Source organism: Sphingobacterium sp. G1-14 (assembly GCF_002196555.1).
In the GTDB taxonomy this organism is placed as follows: Bacteria; Bacteroidota; Bacteroidia; order Sphingobacteriales; family Sphingobacteriaceae; genus Sphingobacterium; species Sphingobacterium siyangense.
Genome location: NZ_CP021381.1, coordinates 2,572,972 through 2,592,257, shown reverse-complemented (window position 1 = coordinate 2,592,257; position 19,286 = coordinate 2,572,972). Strand labels below are relative to the sequence as shown.

Sequence of the window (19,286 nt, the reverse complement as noted above, 5' to 3'; positions counted from 1 at the left end):
AGATTTTAAACTATGGTTAAATACAAATGTAAAAAATAAATGCCCTATAAACGGTTCAACCGATCTATTTATTCACAAAAAAAGCTTTGCAGTAGGGACACAAAGTTAGTATTTTCCTAGTCTTTAAGCCACCAAGTTCGGTCAGAACACTTTGCGTATTTCAAGCTAAATTATTTTTTTTCTGTTCACTTTCAGCAAATTATCTACACAAAATCGTATATTTAGCCTTAATGCATCGAATTTTGAAGATTGATGAATTGCGAATGTATATCTAATGCTAACATTCGATAATAGCATTTTTAAATTTAAAGTAAAATGAAAGACTTAAAAATTGGAAAAATAATTATTAAGGTTAAGGCCATTATTATTATCGCTTTTTGTCTATTTTTAAACGGATCGGTAATCGGAGCTGTGGCAGCACACACACAAGTGACAGAAAAAGGGATAAATTCGCTGTTAATTTATATTCTCATCTTTTTGCCTTATATTATTATGTTCAAGAGTATCAAAAATAATATAACAGAATTAGAAGCTTAATTGGCAGGAGTTCCCATCCAAGATATCATCTTTCACTGTGGTTGCGGAGGAATATATGCTATTGCCAAAATAAAATTTTGATCTGTATATACAGGAGAACATCGATGTTCTTTTCATTTGAACGTTACTTATCAGAATCTCTTTCAAAATCACTATTTTAAAAAGTTCCGCACTTGGCGGGGAAAGAGGAAGTTCGGTCGAACTACTTCTCTCCTTATTATCCTTCTTTGAAAATATTAAAAACGAAAGCGCTATATAATACTAAAAGTAAAGCAGCCTAAGAAAAGGGGCTTCACTTTTAGTATTTTTATCATAATTTAAAACCATTAATAAATAACGTGCTTTTGCAGTTTACTGTTTAATAATCGTTTCAAACGAAAAACCTGTTAGCTATTTATCATTTTTTTTCAGATAACCTATTGAGCAAGAAATGCAATAGCCTTCGTTAAAAAAGTCTCATAATTTTGGTAAAATGCGGCGTGCCCCGAATCTGAAAATTCTAAAAGCATAGCGTTTTCTAAATTTTGTTTCATATTGTAGGCATTTTGAATGGAAATTGGAAGGTCCCGATCACCATGTACGATTAAAACAGGTTTTTTGATAGCCTTAATTTCATCCAGTGCTCCAGGGTCTGGCTGTGCCCAGGTTAGTACAGCTGTAAACTGAGCAGACGAACTGGCATCGCTAAGCACTGGATCTCTATCAATTATCCGTTGATGAACTCTAGCATAAGATGATTTTCCAGACGAAATACTTGACTGTGAATCGGTAAATCCGAATTTTAAATAGGAATCTTCGGGGCTAAGTCCTGCACTTCCAGCAATTATATTTGGAAGATTGGAAAGACCAATAGCTCCCTTGGGCCCACTATCAGCTAAAATTATTTTATTAATTAGTTCGGGATCCGTCAAAACAATTCTTTGAGCCACGAATCCGCCCATTGAAAATCCCATAATATTGACCTTCCCTAAATTCATTGCTCTGATAAAATCAATGGCATCGTTAGCCATTGCCTGGATAGTATTGGGGGTAGCTCCTTTGGAAGATGCCACTCCTTTATTATCAAATATGATCAATTTGTATTCTTTCGCGAGACCGTCGGTCACGGCAGGATCCCAATCATCCATAGAACCACCTGTTCCAGGTAGTAATACTAGCGGAATTCCTCCATCTTTACCCCAACTTCGGTAAGCGAAATCTGTTCCTTTCACATTGATAAAGCTGGTCTTCGCATTTTTGTGATTTACAATGGTTGTCTCCTGCCCTGTTGGTAAATCATTATCGTTGCTACACGAAATCGATACTGCGGAAAAAAGGCTTAAACATAGTGCGCCTGCGCTAGTAAATTTTCTGATTGTCTTCATTTTATTATTGTTTTAATGATTATGAAGCAAACTTAAAACGATCCTCAAAGCAGTACATACCCAAAACAGTTGAACCGGACAATTTTGTAAGTGAATTAGTCAATTCCGCGGCTCATATAGTTTCATAGAAAAGTACCTCTACGTTGATTACAGGACAATGCTTTCTATCAAAATCCTTCATAGCCGGTTCTTTTATCTGCCGATATCTTACTTTCAATCCGATCTATAAAAATGGAACTTCCTGTTCGAGCTTTAAAACTCCCAGCTCACCTGTGAATATGTCCACTTGAACCTATTCTCCGTTTAACACCCACGCCGACCAACATACATTTGTTGCAACAAAAGAAATCAGATCGTAAAATCTAAAACAAAAAAGAAATGAAGACAAAAATAACAACAATCCTTATGGTAGCGACATGCGCACTATGTATTCCTACAATTACAAATGCACAGCGCACCATAGCAAAAACGGAGAGCGTAAACTCAGAAACTGGTATCAGACCCTACAAGATCAATATTCCACAGGCTAAACTTGATGAACTGAAAAGACGTATTTCGGAGACCCGGTTTCCAGATAGCGAAACGGTAAACGATGAATCACAGGGCATACAACTAGCCCAGTTAAAAGAACTGATCAATTATTGGGGAAATGGCTATGACTGGCGTAAGCTTGAAAACAAACTGAACGCGCTGCCACAGTTTGTCACCAAGATTGATGGACTTGACATACAGTTTATCCACGTGCGTTCAAAGGAAAAAGGTGCCTTACCCCTTATCCTTACACATGGATGGCCAGGATCACCCTTGGAATTTATTGATGCTATAGGCCCACTGACAGATCCCGTCAAATACGGTGGTAAAGCTGAAGATGCCTTTGATGTTATCATTCCCGCAATTCCAGGATATGGATTTTCCGAAATCCCTAAAGAACTTGGCTGGAACCCTGACCGTGTTGCCAAAGCCTGGGATATTTTGGTAAAACGTCTGGGCTACACAAAATATGTTTCTCAAGGTGGAGACCATGGGTCTGTAATCTCCGACGCGCTTGCCAGACAGGCTCCTTCGGGGCTATTGGGTATCCACCTGACCATGCCGGCCACAATCCCTGCAGACCTGGTAAAACCAATCAACGCCGGTGATCCCGCTCCGACAAGTCTTTCTCCAGAAGAAATAAAGGCTTATAATTCAATGCGCACTTTCTTTGGCAGAAACGCAGCGTATGGCGGAATGATGGTGACTAGGCCACAAACTACAGGCTATTTGCTTTCTGATTCTCCAACTGCACTAGCAGCGTTTTTATACGAAAAGATCGCTGAGTGGTCAGAAAGTAACCTCCAGCCAGAAAAGGTGATTAGCCGCGATGCGATCCTTGACGATATAACATTGTATTGGCTAACTAATACCGGAGCATCCTCGTCCCGCTTTTACTGGGAAAATAATAACAACAATTTCAGTTCCGAACATCAGCAAACAAAGCGCATAAAAATTCCTGTAGCTATTTCAGTATTTCCGCATGAAATCTATCAAGCACCAGAAAGCTGGTCGAAAGCGGCTTATCCTTCTTTATACTATTATCATATCGCACCAAAAGGTGGGCACTTTGCGGCATGGGAACAGCCAGAGCTCTTCACCCAGGAAATGAGGAACGCTTTTAAAACGTTACGGGATCAACTGTGATGATTTTCCTTTATGATCCAAACTGTCCATTTCAGAGCTTAAAACGTCTATTTCAAGCAGTTTACAGTGGCAGCGAGGGCATAATTCCGGTCTATTTGTACAAAGAATTTAAGGTTTAACAAATAAAAATATAGAAATGAACAGATTAGCAATTTTAGTAGTGACAGTTCTAATGATGTTCTGCTCACATTCGAAAGGACAGACCTTATCCGGTCAGGTGACATGGGAATGCACGCTTAAAAGGAAATCCCCCGAAGAAGGAGAAATCCGGATGAAGGCCAGGATCGCCCCCGGATGGCATATGTATGCACTGGGCAACAGTACCCAGAGCCCGATCAAGATGAATTTTAAATTCGAGCCTGACAGATCTTACCAATTGGTGGGAAATGTGAGCCAGCCCAGCCCACTGTTGAAGTTTGATAAACTTCTAGGCATGCCAGTTACCTATTTTGAAAATGAGGTCGAGTTCGGTCAGAAGATCAGATTAAAGGGCAAAAATGGAACAATCCGGGGAACCATTCAGTTTATGCAGTGCAGCGATCAGGTATGTGTTCCGCCACAGGATTTCGGCTTCTCCTTAAAAATCTTCAACTAACAACAAACTATAAACAGCTTAAAAATTTAGATCATGAAATCAATAAAAGAAATACTATACGTTTTGAGCCTGCCTTTGATCATTGCCCTGATCATGGCCTCCAAGGGTATCAATGATGATAAAAACCTGCAAAAGATCAAAAGCAGCAACTCCGACAAAAGCTTCGCCGTGGTCGAGCTCTTTACTTCAGAAGGTTGCTGGAGTTGCCCTCCCGCAGATGAGCTTATTGCAAAACTTGAGAAGGATAACCTGAATAAAAAACTATATATCATGGCCTTTCATGTCGATTACTGGGATCATCAGGGATGGAAAGATCGCTTCAGCAAAAGCAGTTTTACCGAAAGACAGAAACAGTACGCCACATGGATGAATCTAAGTACCTTATATACCCCCCAAATGGTCATCAATGGCAAACAGGAAATGGTCGGATCGGAAACAGGCAAAGTCATCAGCGGCATCCAGTCCGCGATGCTGGAACAACATACTGAAACCCTTGCTTTAAAAGTATTGAAAGCCGAAGGCAAAAATATCCAGGTCGCTTATGTATCATCCTCTAGCTCCAAAAATTCGGACATCCTGGTCGCTCTTGTCCAGAAACACGCTTCCTCTCAGGTATCTGCGGGAGAGAACGCCGGCAAAGCCCTCTCCCATGTGCAGGTTGTACGCGAGCTGAAGAGCATGGGCACTAAAGCCCAGGACAGTTTTTCTTTTAAACTTCCGGAAACCGGTCATGCATGGGGAATCATCGCTTTCGAGCAGGACAAGAAATCCGGAGAAATACTAGCTGCCACAAGCATAAACCTTTAGGAAATAGATTGTCCACTTCGGGGGTCCAAAAGAAGAATTCAACCTGCAATATGTCCGGTCCAACTGTTTTGAGCTTCCCTAGGGTAGTACTTTACCTTAATTTTAACATAACAAAAGAGCAAAGATCATGAAACTCCTAAAGCGAATCAAACTGATACCCGCCATATTCATCTGCATTGTGGTCGGTCTTATCGCCCTTCAATTTTTCAATAGAACCATTGAACAAAAAGCCGTAACCGGACATATCAGAAATGTGCCTAAACAGGTCCAGCTTATCCTAGAACGTTCCTGTTTCAACTGCCATTCCAATGAGCAGCGGCTATCGTTCTTTGATAAAATTGCCCCGGTATCGTGGATCGTAAACAGGGATATTAACCGTGCACGGGAAGTGATGAATTTTTCCGAGTGGGATAAGCTATCCGATGCGGAACAGAAAGGTAAATTTTATGCCATTTACAATATGGTAAACGCGGGTAAGATGCCCCTGCCTTCCTATGCGCTCACACATCCGGACTCAAAACTATCTGCTGTTGAAGTAGCGACCATAAAACAGTATACCCTTTCGCTATCCGCAAAAGATGGTTTGCCACCTGCACATCAGGGTATTGCGAACGTACTAGAAACAACAGCTGACCTTGCCCCGGTATCACCGAACGGAATCTCGTACAATGCCGATTTTAAGAACTGGAAAGTGATCGGGATGAGCACGCTTATCGACAATACAATACGCGTAATTTACGGAAATGACATCGCAGTCCGCGCTATCGAAGAGGAAAACTTCCACCCCTGGCCCGATGGCAGTGCAGTGGCCAAGGCGGTTTTTAAACAGACCCGAAAATCCAATGGAGATATCGTGCCCGGAGATTTCGTAAACATGCAGTACATGGTAAAAGACGGAAAAACATATAAGGAAACCGAAGGCTGGGGTTTTGCGAAATTCAATGGTCAAGATTTAAAACCTACCGGAAAGACCGCACTGTTTGCCCAACAGTCCTGTATCAGCTGTCATAGGCAGCTCGCAGAATCGACGGGTTACCTGTTCAATGTTCCGCCGAAAGTGAGCTCCAAAAGAATGATCCAGCAATATTTAAAAACTGTCCAAAAATGAAAAAGATCTTATCCGTACTATTTCTATGTAGTTTAATCTTCGGCTCATGCAGCAAGAACATATCAGATAAAGAGAATGGAAAAATACGGTTCATGTTTGAACCCGGCGAACTGAAATTTATCTCATCATCTTTTAATACGGACAGGCAGACGATGTCGGCATTATACGGGAATAAGGAAGCCCTGTCCCTCCTGGAAGGAGCCCGACATAGTCACGACCGCGTTTCCCTCAAGCTTGTTACCTATAAAATGATGGAAGATCCGCAATATTTTGGGAGTAAAGTAAACGGTGAACTCTTGCGTGTAGAAACGGTAAAAGCCGGCGGCGATGGCAAACTGGACTATACCACAGAATATGGTGAAATACCCTCCGGGGAATCTAGAGAGCAGCGTATTGCCGACATAATGGATACTGATCCCGTAAATTTTCCACAATGATAGCTTCAACTCAATAATTTAAAATCGACAAAAAACAGATCCAATGAATACAATAGCAAATTTTGGCAAAAAGGTGATTTTCACCCTCTCATTATCCCTGATTGCCACAGCAGGTGTATCATTAGTCCACGCCCAACAGCTTTCTCAGGATAAACATGTACAGGCTGACAACACCGTAAACTCCGCATTCCAGCATACAAAAAAAATAAAGGCAGGACTGCTTGATATAGGCTACGCAGAGGTCGGTCCAAAAACTGGAAAGCCCGTTATACTGCTCCATGGATGGCCATACGATATCCATAGTTTTGAAAAATCCGCTGAATTACTTGCAGCAAAAGGATACTGGGTACTTGTGCCCTATCTCCGGGGTTACGGAACAACAACCTTTATTTCGCCAAAGGCTGTACGTAACGGACAGCAGTCCGCTGTGGCGCTCGATATCATCGCCTTCATGGATGCCCTGAAAATAGATAAAGCTGTTGTTGGGGGCTTTGACTGGGGCGCCAGGACTGCCGATATCATGGCTGCCCTCTGGCCGGAACGTGTTTCTGCACTCGTAGCCGTAAGCGGGTATCTGATCGGGAGCCCCAAAACAAATGAGATCCCACTTCCACCGGCTGCTGAATTCTTGTGGTGGTACCAGTACTATTTCTCAACGGAGCGGGGTTACAAAGGTTACAAAGCACATACAGCGGCTTTTAACAAACTAATTTGGAAAACAGCCTCCCCGAAATGGTCTTTTGATGAGGAAACCTATCAGCGCTCTGCCAAATCGTTTGAAAATCCTGACCATGTTGCTATCGTGATCCATAATTATCGCTGGCGGTTGGGGCTGGCTCCCGGAGAGAAACAATACGACGAACTTGAAGCAAAGCTCGCCAAATCACCGGATATCACCGTACCGACCGTGACCCTGGAAGGTGATGCCAACGGTGCGGCGTTTCCACTCCCTGAAAACTATGCTTCCAAATATAAAGGAAAGTACAAACACCATAACCTGACGGGTGGGATCGGACACAACCTGCCACAGGAAGCTCCCATAGAATTTGCGTATGCCATTATCGAGGCCGACTCGCTTTCTAAATAATAAAGAAATTAATCACAAAAAATATTATGAAAAATTCAACATACAAAAAGATTTATTTTACAGGAAGTATCCTGATATCAATATGGTTTGGGCTCAGCGGCTTTTTTGAACTGACACATAACCTTGCAGTATGGGACATCACACAAAAATTAGGCTATCCAGTGCATTTTATATACATTCTCGGCGTATTCAAAATTTTAGGTGTTATCATATTACTGATCCCGAATAGATTTAAAAGGCTTAAGGAATGGGTTTTCGCAGGTATGTATTTTGATATTATTTTTGCGTTCTTCTCAAAAATTGCTGTTCTTGAACCTTCTTCCGTAATCGATACATGCGTTGCCATTACTATACTTTCAGTTACCTATTTTTCATTTAATAGGATAAATCATGTCATTTATACAGCAAAAGATCTAAATACTTAAATTACAAGTATCAGGTATTTAGATATAAAACATTTTTCGCTAATTTGCTGGCATTTCAAACAGCCCGAAATACCAGCAAATTATATAAAACATTATCAGCTTAACAACGGTGAGCAAAGTATGAAGACACCTTTTTTTGTATATCCCATAAACTAATCTGGATCAGTTCAATATCATTGGGTATACTAACATCTATCCCAAAGATTGTGGACCATAATTTTATTCTTTCTGAGGGTATTGCCGACTTTGGTGTAACCACGGGTTTTGCCCTTTTGATCTGGTATTACAATATCTATTCGATACCAGCCTATACAAAGAAAACGGGCAGCAAAAATGTGATATCACCTCAACTTTTCAGAGGTTTAGGAGTTGGTTTGGTATTGATGTTCGTACTTTCCTCAATACAGTATTACATCCTTTCACATCTCAATTTTGGACCTAAAATGCTGATGTATGAGGTCAGAGGTGTACTCATCAACCTGACTTTCTATATGTTTATACATCTCCTATACCAGACTTATCTCAACCAGCAGGTGGTACGGGAACTTGAGCGTTCGATGTCCGCGAACCTCGCAGCACAGTATGAGCTTTTAAAACAGCAGGTAAATCCGCATTTTCTGTTCAACAGTCTCAACACGTTAAAATACATGGTGGAAAGCAATGACACTCAGTCAGCGGAATTTATCATCAAGCTTGCTGATTTTTACAGGTTTACTTTGGGCAGCCTCAAACTGAACCTACTTCCACTCGGAGAGGAGCTACAGATCATGGACTCCTATATTTACCTATTAAAAGCACGTTTTGAGGAAGGTTTAGTTGTTTCAATGAATCTAGGACGTGAAATTTATGGAAGTTTTATTCCTCCTTTTACATTGCAGCTCTTGGTAGAGAACTGCATTAAACATAATATAGTTTCACTTGAGAAACCCCTACATATATCCATTGGGCAGGAAGGTGATTACCTTATTGTCAGCAATAATATACAGCCCAGGAAAATACCGGAACCTTCTACCGGTTTAGGACTTGAAAATATCAACCAGCGTTATCTTCATCTATCCGAAAAGGAGATCAGTATCCTAATGGATACTGAAACATTTACTATAAAACTTCCCATTATATATGAACATACTAATAATTGAGGACGAGATTAAAGCTGCCCGTTCCCTCGAGAACCTGATATCGAAACTTCGTCCAGAGTCTAAGATCATGGCAAAGATCCAGAGCGTTGAAGGAGCTATAGATTACCTCTCTGACAGTGCCACGCCGGATCTTATCTTTATGGATATACAACTTTCTGACGGGATCAGTTTTGATATATTCAAGTCGGTAAAGGTTGTATGTCCTGTCATCTTTTGCACAGCATTTGGTGAATACGCAATGGAGGCTATAAAAGAGAACGGAATTGATTATCTACTTAAACCCTTTTCAGAAACAGACTTAAAAAACGCTTTTGAAAAGGTAGATAATTTCAAGAATTTCTTTCAGAAAACCACCGAAAATAATCTTGTTGAACTGATCCAGAAGATCAGTGGCGAAGACAATAAAAAGAAGAGCTTTCTCGTGTTCAAAAACAATAAGTACATGACGGTGAAGACAGAAGATATTGCTTTTATCTATATTAACTACACCTCTCCGACCATGGTGACTTTTAAGGGTGAGCATTTTGATCTCAGTCAATCCCTGGATCAGCTGGCCACCCAATTATCTGGCAAAGATTTTTTTCGGCTGAACAGACAGTATTTAATCAGTTTTTCGGCCGTTAAAGAGGTTGAACATTATTTCGCCAGGAAACTATATGTCAAATTGACTGTCCACACAGACCATAAGCTGCTTATAGGCAAAGAAAAGACCGCCCAGTTCCTCAGTTGGCTGGAAGATCGTTAAGATACAAATGTCCGCTTTATGCTTGAATATGTCCACTTAAAAGTTAACATGTTTTGGTCTTCGATCTAATTTAAAGTTCGTAAGATCATTTGGAATAACAGATTAGATCCTTGCATTAGGAATTATAGCTTGATCTGATAAAGCTGCTTACGCATGTCAACCAATTGCTGCATTAGCTTATCCTGATCTGGCACTGCCGGAAGTAAACTGTGCAAGCAGAGTTCCTGCACTTCCTGAAAGAGCTCTTGCGACCAGACAAAAAGTTCATCATAGCTATAAGCACCATTTTTGATGCGCAGGAGCTCTTCCCTATTGAAACGTTGTACCTGTAGTTCACTTTTAGACAAAATCTCTTTTGCCTGTTGCAATAGACGTATGGTATGCATCATATTTTTGGCATCATAGCCCTGCCCGTGATTCATTGTCCCTCGAAAGCGCGCTTCATTGCGTTCTGAAACCCAACTAAAATATTCATTATAGGACTTACAATACGAAGAGTAAGCTTCGTGATTAACAAAGAGGTACGCACAAAGTGTTTCTTCCTTACGGATAGAACTGCAGGAAACCTCAGTGCTCTCTGATGTAGCAACGATGCCTTTGTAACCCAAAGTCTGAGTCTCATCATAATACAGGGCATACATCCCCTTTGCATGTTCGATCTTCGCTAAACCACAGTTTTCCTGTTTCCACAACTGCTTGCTTAACCAGGCTCTTAACGATAAACTACCATTACCAGCTATGATAAAGCAGAAATCCAGTAAACTTTTACGTTCTCGATCCATCGGATTGTTGATTTTCTTGTTCAATCCTTTTGCCTTCCGCACCTGTACCATGGCGTATTGCGCAAAGGTCATTGCGGCCTCTCGGGTGATAAAATCCTGCATTTTAAATTGATCAAACAGAGGATCTTTGTATAGTATGCAATCGGTAGGACTAGCCAAAAGCTCCAATACAGTAGGATTACTCTTTGAAAGAAGCTCCACAAAGCGCCCAAGCTCATAGTAAACTTCATCATTGCTTGCGTTTGCAACCTGCGCAATATATTGACCGCCCAAGTAATATTCCAGGGGCAGATAAAACACCCCCCTTATATCGGTATCGGAAGATGCTGTGGCCAATCCATATGCCCGGCTACCGACAACGGCCTTAAACAGGATCAGCCCGCTATCTCGAAGTTCGTCTATAGTCATCTTAATACGGTTTTAAAGTAATTCTCCAGTCCTTCCTTATCCGATACAGATACGGGAACCTGTTTTACTTGATGCTCTAAATCTATTAACCTTGTTTCAATATAATTGCTTATGGTCGCCGAACAGTTGTATATAAACCCCTCATCTACTTGACTCTTCAACAGCTGCAATTCCAACACTTCCATTTTTACAACATCAGGCAATAATACGGATAGTTCTGCCAATGTCATAGGCGCATAACTGCGATAGGTGATATTCCAGTCTGCTGCAAGTAAAGATCTTAGGATATAAAATAAGCTCTTGAGCTTATTCGTTTCTCGTTGGAGATCTTCAATTTTGCTACGGACAATCCCTAAATAATGATGGGCGTGCCTACGTGCGTCAAAATAATTTCCGATCATTGTCCTAAAACTTGTTTTGAATCCGTTAAACTCGTAATAGACGACTGGCGACTGTATCCATTCAAATGGACTCACATTACTCTTATACAATAATGTGAGTACTTTAAAGAGGTCCCAACCTACCATATCGAGGTCATCGATTATTGGAAATCGCATTTCGGTCGCCAGCGGAAACAAGCGGGTGTAGTCCTCCGCTTTTCGCACATAAAAAAAACGTACGTCGTAATCACTGTCGATTGATGGGAAACCCCAGCCCCGACTTCCTGATTCACAGGCGAAAAGTATACGTATTCCTTCGCTCGCTTCTATTTCCATGAGCTTTTTGATGATATGTGCTTTCATTTCTTCGTGTTTTTTAATTTTTCATTAACACAAAGATCAATTGCGATACTGAAGCCTTTTTGCGCATTAAAAAAAGAGCATAAAAACAACAGGAGATCACTCAATATCAGGCATATAATTTTCCATGAAAAATCGAACCTTACATAGGAATATAAAAGTACGCAGATAGATTGCGTAACATAAGGTAGCAACTCTTTCATTCGTCAAACCTAAAACACCGACTTGCATTAATACTCAATAATATATAGATTTGAGTTTCCCAATAAAACCATATATGAAATTTTTATTTCCAGTCATCTTTATAGTCTCTTTTTTTACCGGATGTAAAAAAAACGAAGAAAAAGAAAACGGCATAGGTACAATTACAGTAAACAAAGCTATTTATGCCTTTGATAAGGGATCTAAACAAACATCGATCGGAAATCTAATTGTTGATGGTAAGCTAGTAGACGGAATAAATCATCTGTACACTTTTAGCTCTGCGACTAGTAAAAATAGCATAAAATTACTGTTCTTTACCCGTAACAATCAACTTTCTTCTGGCAGCTATTTTATCAATTCTGTCTCAACGATTGTGAAAAATAATGCTATAGATGTATCCTATAAATTAGAGGAAGATTACGGACAAACCGACAGAATCAACGTTACCAAGGGAACATTGGTAACCAAAAAATATGGGAATAGAGAAATTTTAAAATTCGAGACCAATGCAGGGAACAGAATCACTTTAAAATGGGATGGTGAATTCAAATAACAGTCAAAAATGAACATTGTTAAGCTTAGAACAAAGTGCAATAAAATTTGGTTGATCGTTATCTACCTATTATTCTATACTGAAGGATTTAGTCAGACCAAATATTTCCTTTTTGAAGAAGATACCAAAGAGTTTGTAACGTCATCCTTTAGGTTAAACACCTATCCGCTATATAAGATCAAGCGTGAAGTGCATCTTTTTAATGTAATGAGTAGGGTACAGACGTTTATTGGTAACAAGGGTATATATAATGGACAACATGATTATAATATCATGCTATTTTCCATTCTACCTCATTTAGATGGTTCAGAAGATTGGTATGAAATCAACCCCGATACTGTTCGTTCTTCAATGATTAACTTTAAAGATCTGGAAGAGCTTCATAAAAAAAATACGTTATCGTACTTCAACAACACGGTGAAGCAAACAACAAAGTATTATAATGCGTATAAGCTAATTATAAAAAAAGGAGATACTTACTATGCACCAAAGTATTGTTTGTTACAGTTTTATGCAGTCCGCAATCGTCCGCAAGCTTTTACGAATGTCTATGGGACTATCAATACCCAAGATTCGACCTATAGTGTACTTCAATTCGAAAAAATTTTTAAAGGCGCTTATCCTAGTTTACAATTCCCTTTATATCTGATAGGTGAAGACCCGCTCTCCTTTTTAGATTGGTCCCGGGACAGAAGAGAATACCTATCCAAAAAAATCACCTTAGCACAGCATGGAACGGGATATCAGTTTTGGACCTATGTCGATTGGACACAACATGAGTATAATTATGATTTTGAGCGAGGAATTGATCGATTTGTATATGCTCCGGATAAGGGAATCATCGGGGGCTCATTTGACTTCTATTTTTATTACCACAGAAAAAAGCTACCCATAAAATACACGGATTTTCTAAATAATATCAGGGAGGAAAAGGTGATGATCGCTGAGTAATTTAATTTTAATGCCTAAATTTAAAAGCGGACTCCTAAGTTTAACTATTGGTTATCTATTCGAATTACCCTTCAAGATTGATATGATTTAAATGAAGAAGTATTTCAAGAAAAAATTTACAGTGCTCCCAAAATACACCGATAAGTTGCGGCTTCCAGTTCTTCTGACCAAAACTCATATCAGTTTATCATTCCACTTCAATAATTTCTTGATGAATTATAGCCCCATAGTAATCTCTCTTGAGATATCTATATATTCCCTTTGGAAGCTCTATCTGTAATGAATCCTCTTGAGAAAGTGACAAGTAAACTGGGATCGCTGTTTTATCCAATTGATATTCCTTTTCATGATAGATGTAAATGGCAGATTTGCCTGATTTGGTCGAATCAGTACTTAATAGAAGATATCTTCGATTTAAATCATTGGATCCAATCACTATTTTATCGCTATTCAGATTATTTGATAAATACAAGTCATTACCATTCAACACCTTGTTATCCATAACGTATATTGAATCGTTAATTTCTTGCATAGCTAAAAATTTAACTTGATTAATCGTATAGGGATCAATTTTAGTCAGTTTCTTAAAATACTGAGCCATACTTTTATTTTCTCCGGTATCCCCCTCTTCAATATGTCCTCCTCCGGCTAATACAATAACTTTAACTTGATTTTTTGTAGCGATTTCACTTTTTTGAATAAGATTCTTAGCTTGTTGAAGATCTCTTTGACTTGCATTGCCAAAATCTTCATATCCAATCACTTTTAAGCCATAAATTCTTGCCGTTCTAATGAGATTCGCCATATTAGGGTCCCTAGTGTAAAATCCACTCTCAACATTTGGGAATCCCAATCTATTAATCCGGTCTTCATCTTCGGATAGACTTTCTAAAGCCAGGACATTAAAACCTTCTTTGGAAAGTTTTGGTAGCAAAAGATTGATTAACAAACGGCAGCGTGGTTGTAAATGATTCTCATTAAACATAAGCACTCGATGTGCCTTAATTTTTTCGACTATCTCGTCGATTGTAACAGCCGTTTTTTCGACTGCTTGTTGTTCTTGTTTAGTCGCGCTATCATATTGAACACTTTCACCAAGAAACGAACTATATGATTTAAATAATTCGTTCGCAAATTGGCTGTTTTCGTTTTCCAGAACAAGCTTTTCTAAGGTATCTCTTGGATATACATAGTTAACATATCCCCTATCTTTAAAAGCTGATTCAGCTATACTAAAATAATCGGGTTCTTCATCTGGTTTTTGCTCGACAAATTTTGCTCCGTAAGCCAAAAAATTGTATGAAGTTTTTATGCTGTTTAAAACATCCTTAGCACTTTCTTGCATATCGGTGATTTCCGTCCTAACCTCGCTAATCAAAAGAAATGAATCTTTTTTATATGGGATCGCTACACTACTTATTATATTATCTCTATTTTTCTGAATACTTCGATAATAAATACAATGATACATAGAAGTATCTGCAGTGAACTTTGAGACATTTAAAAAAGTTTCCAAACTACCCACAAAATACATCGGGTTTCTTGTCACATCATATGTACCCCACAAAACAATATTCTTTGATGGAAACTTTATTTTTCTCTTTCGAAAAACAGACCTGACATCTTTTAAATCTATATACTTAGATCCGAGGTTTGCGTTCCCATAGAAATCAATCTTTAGTCCTAATGAATCATTTGTCAATTGATTCATTCCCCCTTGAGTAAACTTATTTAATTTAGCTATTGGTCTATTTACAGGTGTACAGCTAGAAAGAAAAAAAATAAATACCAAAATCTTACAGTGTATATTTAGTTTGAGATGAATCACAATTATAAGATTTTGGTTTAGAACATTTATTAACAGGACTTTGAATATTTACTCGTTAATATATGCATATCAGACGAAATTCACAATGATTTTATTAAATTAATTTAAAATATTAACCAATACTATGATGAATGAATTATTTGAATTTGAAATTTTAAAAGCTAGCAGAACCAGGTTATTACAATTAATAGAAACAGTTGATAATAACATATTATTTAAGATTCCAGAAAGCTTTAACAATAATATCGTTTGGCAAATTGGTCACTGTATCACTTCCCAACAGCGACATATGTATATGCGTAGTGGACTTCCAATGCATATATCACAGGATTTTATGGAAACGTTCAAAATTGGAACTGCACCGCGTACTTGGAAAAATACGCCAGACCTTGATGAAATAAAACATCTATTGCTTTATACAGTAAACCAACTTAGTAAAGATTTAGCATCGGGTATATTTGTTGAATACCAACCATTCAGCTTACCAATTGGCTTCTCCATCAATAATCACATCCAGGCGCTTCAAGCGGCTAACTTTCACGAAGCCGAGCACAGCGGAATAATATTAACTTACTTAAAACTTCTAAGGCAATGAGATGTTTCCAGTTTTCATAAAAGTTCTGAATTTGAAAAATTCACTAGAGCATCTCAAGAAATAAGGAACTTCTTATTTTGTTTTTTACTTTCATACAGGGGCCGTGGTTCGCGAATTGAACAACGATACGCATTCCGCTACAAATTGCTCAAACTTTCGGTCCGTATTTCGCATCACCGGGCCATGACCGAAACATATGATGGAGGGATTCAGTCCTGCCAACTTCTGAAGCGATCTAATATTGTGCTGTTGATCCGACGTGAATATTTTTGGAGGGAGCCCTAGGCCAGTCACTGTTGTGAGCAGGTTCATATTTGTAGCGGCATCCCCGATTATCAATACACCATCTCGCTCACGAAATAAAGAAATATGACCGCTTGAATGACCTGGAGTTTCTATGACCCGAAAGTTTCCGATGCTATCATTTTCAACGAGTGTACTGTCGACTTTGTGACCCTGTCCTGCCCAGTATTTTTGTTGAAGTTTTGCGATCCAATGTTTGGGATTTGGGTAGTCATTGGTTACCATACCTGTTTCTGTCCTAGCCACTTCATTTCCATGGCAAAGTAAAGGTATTCCAAACTCATCACAGAGCTGATCACTACAACCCTGATGGTCTGCATGCGCATGCGTAAGTACATGTTGGTGGACAGGTATTTTCTGAAGGGCATCCTTCAGCACATTGTATGAACTTCGTATCCCACAATCAACCAATACACCCTCTACAATATAGCAGTTGATACTGTTTCGTGGCATCAATGGAACATGGAACACTTCTTGGGCAATTTGATGTAACATAGCTTTTTTGTGCAAATCTATATCACTGAACAGAAATACATAAGGACATTTGTCCTATAATACTTTGGGGCTGTGTATTTGTCCCTTCGCCCGTGTAAGAGATCTCTGTGTAATGCCCAAATAGGATGCCAGGTCCTGTGTCGCTATGCGCTGAACAAGCTTGGGTTCATTCGAAAGAATATAGTGATATTTATCCAGAGCTGACTTATTATTGTAATTCAGGAGATATTGTTCCTTTTGGCTATATTCCCGTTCCATCACAGCTTGTATAACCTTGTGCCAAGAATTCACTTGACCAAGCAGGTATTGATAATCAGTATAGCTTATCCTATGGATTATACTATCTTCCACAGCCCTGATGCTCCTTCTGGATTTTTCCTGAGCGACAAACTCAGGGAATGAGGTTACAAATTCATTTTCAAATTTAAAGCAGGTTATATTTTCTTTACCTTCCTTGTCAATAGCATATGCTTTTACCGCACCACAGGATATGAATCCAATATGACGACAGGGTTCGTCCATATGAATAAAAAAATCACCCTTCTTCAAACCAAGTGATTTGAAGAACTGAACAGAAAAATTTATTTCGTCAGCAGACAACATCTCTATCGAGAATAGATATTTTTCAAGCACATCCGTCATATCATCTTATTTTGTCCTCTATTGCTGATCTTAAAAAATTTGGAGCCTATACCAAATCCGGCATACAAAATTAAGAATAATTGCATTAACACATTTGACTGCTAAAAAAGGCGTCATTACGACAAATTATTTATAAAATTTGGGATCAGAAAATTTCCTTCAAACGAAATCGGTTGCGTAATCTTGTAGCCTATAGGCTCATGCGCCAAGTGTTCGATCCCGGCCTTGGAATTACATAATACTTTGCTTTGATAATTTCTGAAATAACAATACCTTAATAAGGAACATTTCCTTTTCTTAATCTCAAAACAACATGTTGAATTTGAGGCAAAAGCAGCAGAATAATGATGACAAAAATCAAACCTGTCAACATCAGATCATAATAGTCCCTGATAGCGCGAGCCAATATTTGCTGACCGATCATTTGATTAAAATAGCCGGAAGATACTGTTTTTGACGTATACATATCACTGCCTGCATTTATGTACTGGTTTTGAATATGCAGTAAGGTAACAGGCAATTGAGGGCTGGTTTCGGTGAGCGATTCCCGCACCTTTTCCCTTACGGATGATTTTGCAAATAATTGAAGCTCATTATTAAGTGCCAGACTAGCTGTAAAGCCTATGAACCTTGAAAATATACCAATCAGAGAGGCATGGACGGCGATTTTGGAAGGCGCCGACGATGCCGCAAATGAAACAATCGGAACAAACAATACACCTGTTGCCACACCATAAATAAACATGGGCAGAAGGAAATCGGCTGTTTCGCCCTGTACAGAAACAAATAGTATCATATAGGCATAATATACTGCCATCAACCCAAAACCAACAATAATCATCCGGATCAGGTTATAGCCCATCAAGACAAATCGGGAAATGATAAACATACTCAAAACAGTTCCAACAATTACGGCAATCCATATCGGAATGGTACTCAGTGGATGGTTTCCTAAAATCGCTTCAAGATAACCATAGGCAAGCCCAGTACTTCCTTTAAAGATATAAAAGGTAAAAAGAAGCAAAAGCCCAATAACGAAATTCTTTGTTCTAAAGATCTGTAAATTGATTAATGGTCGCTTAAGTTTCAATTCTCTGCTAATAAAAAGAGAAAGAATAATTAAAATAACTAAACAAAGTGTACTGATTAATGAACTATCAAACCATCCCAATTGTCGTCCGTACACAAGGATGTATCCAACTATCAAGATAAAAGACACATAAAATAAATAGCCTATCCAGTCCACCTGATACAGAGGTATTTTTCTAGTAAACCGGGCCTTACTGTTCATGGTAAGTAAAACAACACCTGTCAGCATAATGACTACAATAATAAATCCGTAGAATATCCAGTTGAAATCAAAGAAATGAATGATGACACTGATATAGATGGAGTAAAATGGTACAGCGATTTGTATACTGCCATAAAGGAGACTATAAGCAATCACACGGGCACGTACAGACTGTAACCGTGGAAAAATAAGCTGTAACACAATTCCCGACATCAATGCACAGGTAATACCCTGCAAAAACTGACAGAAAACAAATAATGCCCAATCTCTGAAATAAAAACAGACCACAGCACATAGTGCATTTACCGCAAGTGCCAGCAGTAGATATTCCCTTGGTGCGAAATATTTTACGATTCTAAAATCCAGAGCCAGAAAGGCTACGGTAGAACCATAAATAACGACCATACCATATTGTACATCGGTAGCTTGTATTCCGTAAAAGCCCATCGCAGCAACCGGACTTCCGTAAAAGGCAAAACTAAACAGACTGCTCATGAGAATAGCAAATATGACGGACCTTGCCATCCATTCTGATACCCAGGATTTAAAAATTGGTATTTTATGTGCTTGCAT

At 38.9% G+C, this 19,286-nt stretch carries 20 protein-coding genes; 13 read left to right on the top strand and 7 right to left on the bottom strand.

What is annotated here, in order from left to right; all coding sequences use genetic code 11:
* The first annotated feature begins 315 nt into the window (after positions 1-315).
* Entirely contained in the window at positions 316-537 is a 222-nt protein-coding gene (locus CBM24_RS10745; RefSeq protein WP_088161209.1) for a hypothetical protein, read from the top strand.
* 416 nt (positions 538-953) lie between these two features.
* Here the strand turns inward: CBM24_RS10745 and CBM24_RS10740 are convergent, their stop codons facing one another.
* Positions 954-1,901 (bottom strand): alpha/beta fold hydrolase, encoded by a 948-nt coding sequence (locus tag CBM24_RS10740; RefSeq protein WP_088161208.1) that lies wholly within the window; start codon positions 1,899-1,901, stop codon positions 954-956.
* Positions 1,902-2,279: 378 nt separating this feature from the next.
* Here CBM24_RS10740 and CBM24_RS10735 point away from each other — a divergent pair, with 378 nt between their 5' ends.
* The 9 genes from CBM24_RS10735 (at position 2,280) to CBM24_RS10695 (ending at position 9,921) form a co-directional block, all read left to right on the top strand.
* A complete protein-coding gene (locus tag CBM24_RS10735) occupies positions 2,280-3,578 on the top strand; it encodes an epoxide hydrolase family protein (protein ID WP_088161207.1) in 1,299 nt (432 codons plus the stop codon).
* Between the two features lie 136 nt (positions 3,579-3,714).
* Positions 3,715-4,173, top strand: a complete 459-nt coding sequence (locus tag CBM24_RS10730) for a protein-disulfide reductase DsbD N-terminal domain-containing protein (RefSeq protein ID WP_088161206.1) — start codon at positions 3,715-3,717, stop codon at positions 4,171-4,173.
* A 33-nt stretch (positions 4,174-4,206) separates the two neighbouring features.
* Positions 4,207-4,980, top strand: a complete 774-nt coding sequence (locus tag CBM24_RS10725) for a DUF1223 domain-containing protein (RefSeq protein ID WP_088161205.1) — start codon at positions 4,207-4,209, stop codon at positions 4,978-4,980.
* A gap of 127 nt (positions 4,981-5,107) precedes the next feature.
* On the top strand, positions 5,108-6,088 hold the full coding sequence (locus CBM24_RS10720; RefSeq protein ID WP_088161204.1) for a heme-binding domain-containing protein: 981 nt from the start codon (positions 5,108-5,110) through the stop codon (positions 6,086-6,088).
* Positions 6,085-6,525, top strand: coding sequence for a hypothetical protein (locus tag CBM24_RS10715; RefSeq protein WP_088161203.1), 441 nt, complete (start codon positions 6,085-6,087; stop codon positions 6,523-6,525). Before CBM24_RS10720 ends, CBM24_RS10715 begins: the two co-directional genes overlap by 4 nt.
* Before the next feature lie 43 nt (positions 6,526-6,568).
* Positions 6,569-7,612, top strand: a complete 1,044-nt coding sequence (locus CBM24_RS10710; protein WP_088161202.1) for an alpha/beta fold hydrolase — start codon at positions 6,569-6,571, stop codon at positions 7,610-7,612.
* A gap of 26 nt (positions 7,613-7,638) precedes the next feature.
* Positions 7,639-8,037, top strand: a complete 399-nt coding sequence (locus CBM24_RS10705; RefSeq protein ID WP_088161201.1) for a DoxX family protein — start codon at positions 7,639-7,641, stop codon at positions 8,035-8,037.
* Positions 8,038-8,213: 176 nt separating this feature from the next.
* Positions 8,214-9,176, top strand: coding sequence for a sensor histidine kinase (locus tag CBM24_RS10700; protein ID WP_198386089.1), 963 nt, complete (start codon positions 8,214-8,216; stop codon positions 9,174-9,176).
* Positions 9,157-9,921, top strand: a complete 765-nt coding sequence (locus CBM24_RS10695) for a LytR/AlgR family response regulator transcription factor (RefSeq protein WP_075992157.1) — start codon at positions 9,157-9,159, stop codon at positions 9,919-9,921. Before CBM24_RS10700 ends, CBM24_RS10695 begins: the two co-directional genes overlap by 20 nt.
* Positions 9,922-10,043: 122 nt before the next feature.
* Here CBM24_RS10695 and CBM24_RS10690 read toward each other — a convergent pair whose 3' ends face one another.
* Entirely contained in the window at positions 10,044-11,111 is a 1,068-nt protein-coding gene (locus CBM24_RS10690) for a DNA polymerase beta superfamily protein (RefSeq protein ID WP_088161199.1), read from the bottom strand.
* Entirely contained in the window at positions 11,108-11,854 is a 747-nt protein-coding gene (locus CBM24_RS10685; RefSeq protein WP_075992155.1) for a DNA polymerase beta superfamily protein, read from the bottom strand. The genes CBM24_RS10690 and CBM24_RS10685 overlap by 4 nt, the downstream gene beginning before the upstream one ends.
* A 274-nt stretch (positions 11,855-12,128) precedes the next feature.
* On the opposite strand from CBM24_RS10685, the gene CBM24_RS10680 reads away from it, so the two are divergent.
* On the top strand, positions 12,129-12,608 hold the full coding sequence (locus tag CBM24_RS10680) for a hypothetical protein (RefSeq protein WP_075992154.1): 480 nt from the start codon (positions 12,129-12,131) through the stop codon (positions 12,606-12,608).
* Between the two features lie 9 nt (positions 12,609-12,617).
* Entirely contained in the window at positions 12,618-13,559 is a 942-nt protein-coding gene (locus tag CBM24_RS10675; RefSeq protein WP_088161198.1) for a hypothetical protein, read from the top strand.
* Between the two features lie 187 nt (positions 13,560-13,746).
* Here CBM24_RS10675 and CBM24_RS10670 read toward each other — a convergent pair whose 3' ends face one another.
* Positions 13,747-15,387 carry a hypothetical protein gene (locus CBM24_RS10670; protein WP_157698425.1) on the bottom strand — a complete coding sequence of 547 codons (1,641 nt, stop codon included), beginning with the start codon at positions 15,385-15,387 and terminating at the stop codon, positions 13,747-13,749.
* 124 nt (positions 15,388-15,511) lie between these two features.
* On the opposite strand from CBM24_RS10670, the gene CBM24_RS10665 reads away from it, so the two are divergent.
* Positions 15,512-15,982: a DinB family protein gene (locus CBM24_RS10665; protein ID WP_088161196.1), complete on the top strand. Its 471-nt coding sequence runs from the start codon at positions 15,512-15,514 to the stop codon at positions 15,980-15,982.
* Positions 15,983-16,072: 90 nt separating this feature from the next.
* Here CBM24_RS10665 and CBM24_RS10660 read toward each other — a convergent pair whose 3' ends face one another.
* The 3 genes from CBM24_RS10660 to CBM24_RS10650 form a co-directional block, all read right to left on the bottom strand.
* The gene (locus CBM24_RS10660) at positions 16,073-16,780 is read right to left on the bottom strand and encodes an MBL fold metallo-hydrolase (RefSeq protein WP_088161195.1); all 708 of its coding nucleotides are present in this window, start codon (positions 16,778-16,780) and stop codon (positions 16,073-16,075) included.
* Positions 16,781-16,834: 54 nt separating this feature from the next.
* Positions 16,835-17,422 (bottom strand): Crp/Fnr family transcriptional regulator, encoded by a 588-nt coding sequence (locus CBM24_RS10655; RefSeq protein WP_088161194.1) that lies wholly within the window; start codon positions 17,420-17,422, stop codon positions 16,835-16,837.
* A gap of 274 nt (positions 17,423-17,696) precedes the next feature.
* Positions 17,697-19,286 carry an MFS transporter gene (locus CBM24_RS10650; RefSeq protein ID WP_088161193.1) on the bottom strand — a complete coding sequence of 530 codons (1,590 nt, stop codon included), beginning with the start codon at positions 19,284-19,286 and terminating at the stop codon, positions 17,697-17,699.

Coding starts and splice junctions, on each gene's coding strand:
- CBM24_RS10730 (WP_088161206.1), top strand. CDS start 3,715: ATGAACAGATTAGCAATTTTAGTAGTGACAGTTCTAATGATGTTCTGC.
- CBM24_RS10710 (WP_088161202.1), top strand. CDS start 6,569: ATGAATACAATAGCAAATTTTGGCAAAAAGGTGATTTTCACCCTCTCA.
- CBM24_RS10655 (WP_088161194.1), bottom strand. CDS start 17,422: ATGACGGATGTGCTTGAAAAATATCTATTCTCGATAGAGATGTTGTCT.
- CBM24_RS10745 (WP_088161209.1), top strand. CDS start 316: ATGAAAGACTTAAAAATTGGAAAAATAATTATTAAGGTTAAGGCCATT.
- CBM24_RS10660 (WP_088161195.1), bottom strand. CDS start 16,780: ATGTTACATCAAATTGCCCAAGAAGTGTTCCATGTTCCATTGATGCCA.
- CBM24_RS10650 (WP_088161193.1), bottom strand. CDS start 19,286: ATGCAAGCACATAAAATACCAATTTTTAAATCCTGGGTATCAGAATGG.
- CBM24_RS10715 (WP_088161203.1), top strand. CDS start 6,085: ATGAAAAAGATCTTATCCGTACTATTTCTATGTAGTTTAATCTTCGGC.
- CBM24_RS10705 (WP_088161201.1), top strand. CDS start 7,639: ATGAAAAATTCAACATACAAAAAGATTTATTTTACAGGAAGTATCCTG.
- CBM24_RS10735 (WP_088161207.1), top strand. CDS start 2,280: ATGAAGACAAAAATAACAACAATCCTTATGGTAGCGACATGCGCACTA.
- CBM24_RS10740 (WP_088161208.1), bottom strand. CDS start 1,901: ATGAAGACAATCAGAAAATTTACTAGCGCAGGCGCACTATGTTTAAGC.
- CBM24_RS10665 (WP_088161196.1), top strand. CDS start 15,512: ATGATGAATGAATTATTTGAATTTGAAATTTTAAAAGCTAGCAGAACC.
- CBM24_RS10675 (WP_088161198.1), top strand. CDS start 12,618: ATGAACATTGTTAAGCTTAGAACAAAGTGCAATAAAATTTGGTTGATC.
- CBM24_RS10725 (WP_088161205.1), top strand. CDS start 4,207: ATGAAATCAATAAAAGAAATACTATACGTTTTGAGCCTGCCTTTGATC.
- CBM24_RS10695 (WP_075992157.1), top strand. CDS start 9,157: ATGAACATACTAATAATTGAGGACGAGATTAAAGCTGCCCGTTCCCTC.
- CBM24_RS10680 (WP_075992154.1), top strand. CDS start 12,129: ATGAAATTTTTATTTCCAGTCATCTTTATAGTCTCTTTTTTTACCGGA.
- CBM24_RS10690 (WP_088161199.1), bottom strand. CDS start 11,111: ATGACTATAGACGAACTTCGAGATAGCGGGCTGATCCTGTTTAAGGCC.
- CBM24_RS10720 (WP_088161204.1), top strand. CDS start 5,108: ATGAAACTCCTAAAGCGAATCAAACTGATACCCGCCATATTCATCTGC.
- CBM24_RS10685 (WP_075992155.1), bottom strand. CDS start 11,854: ATGAAAGCACATATCATCAAAAAGCTCATGGAAATAGAAGCGAGCGAA.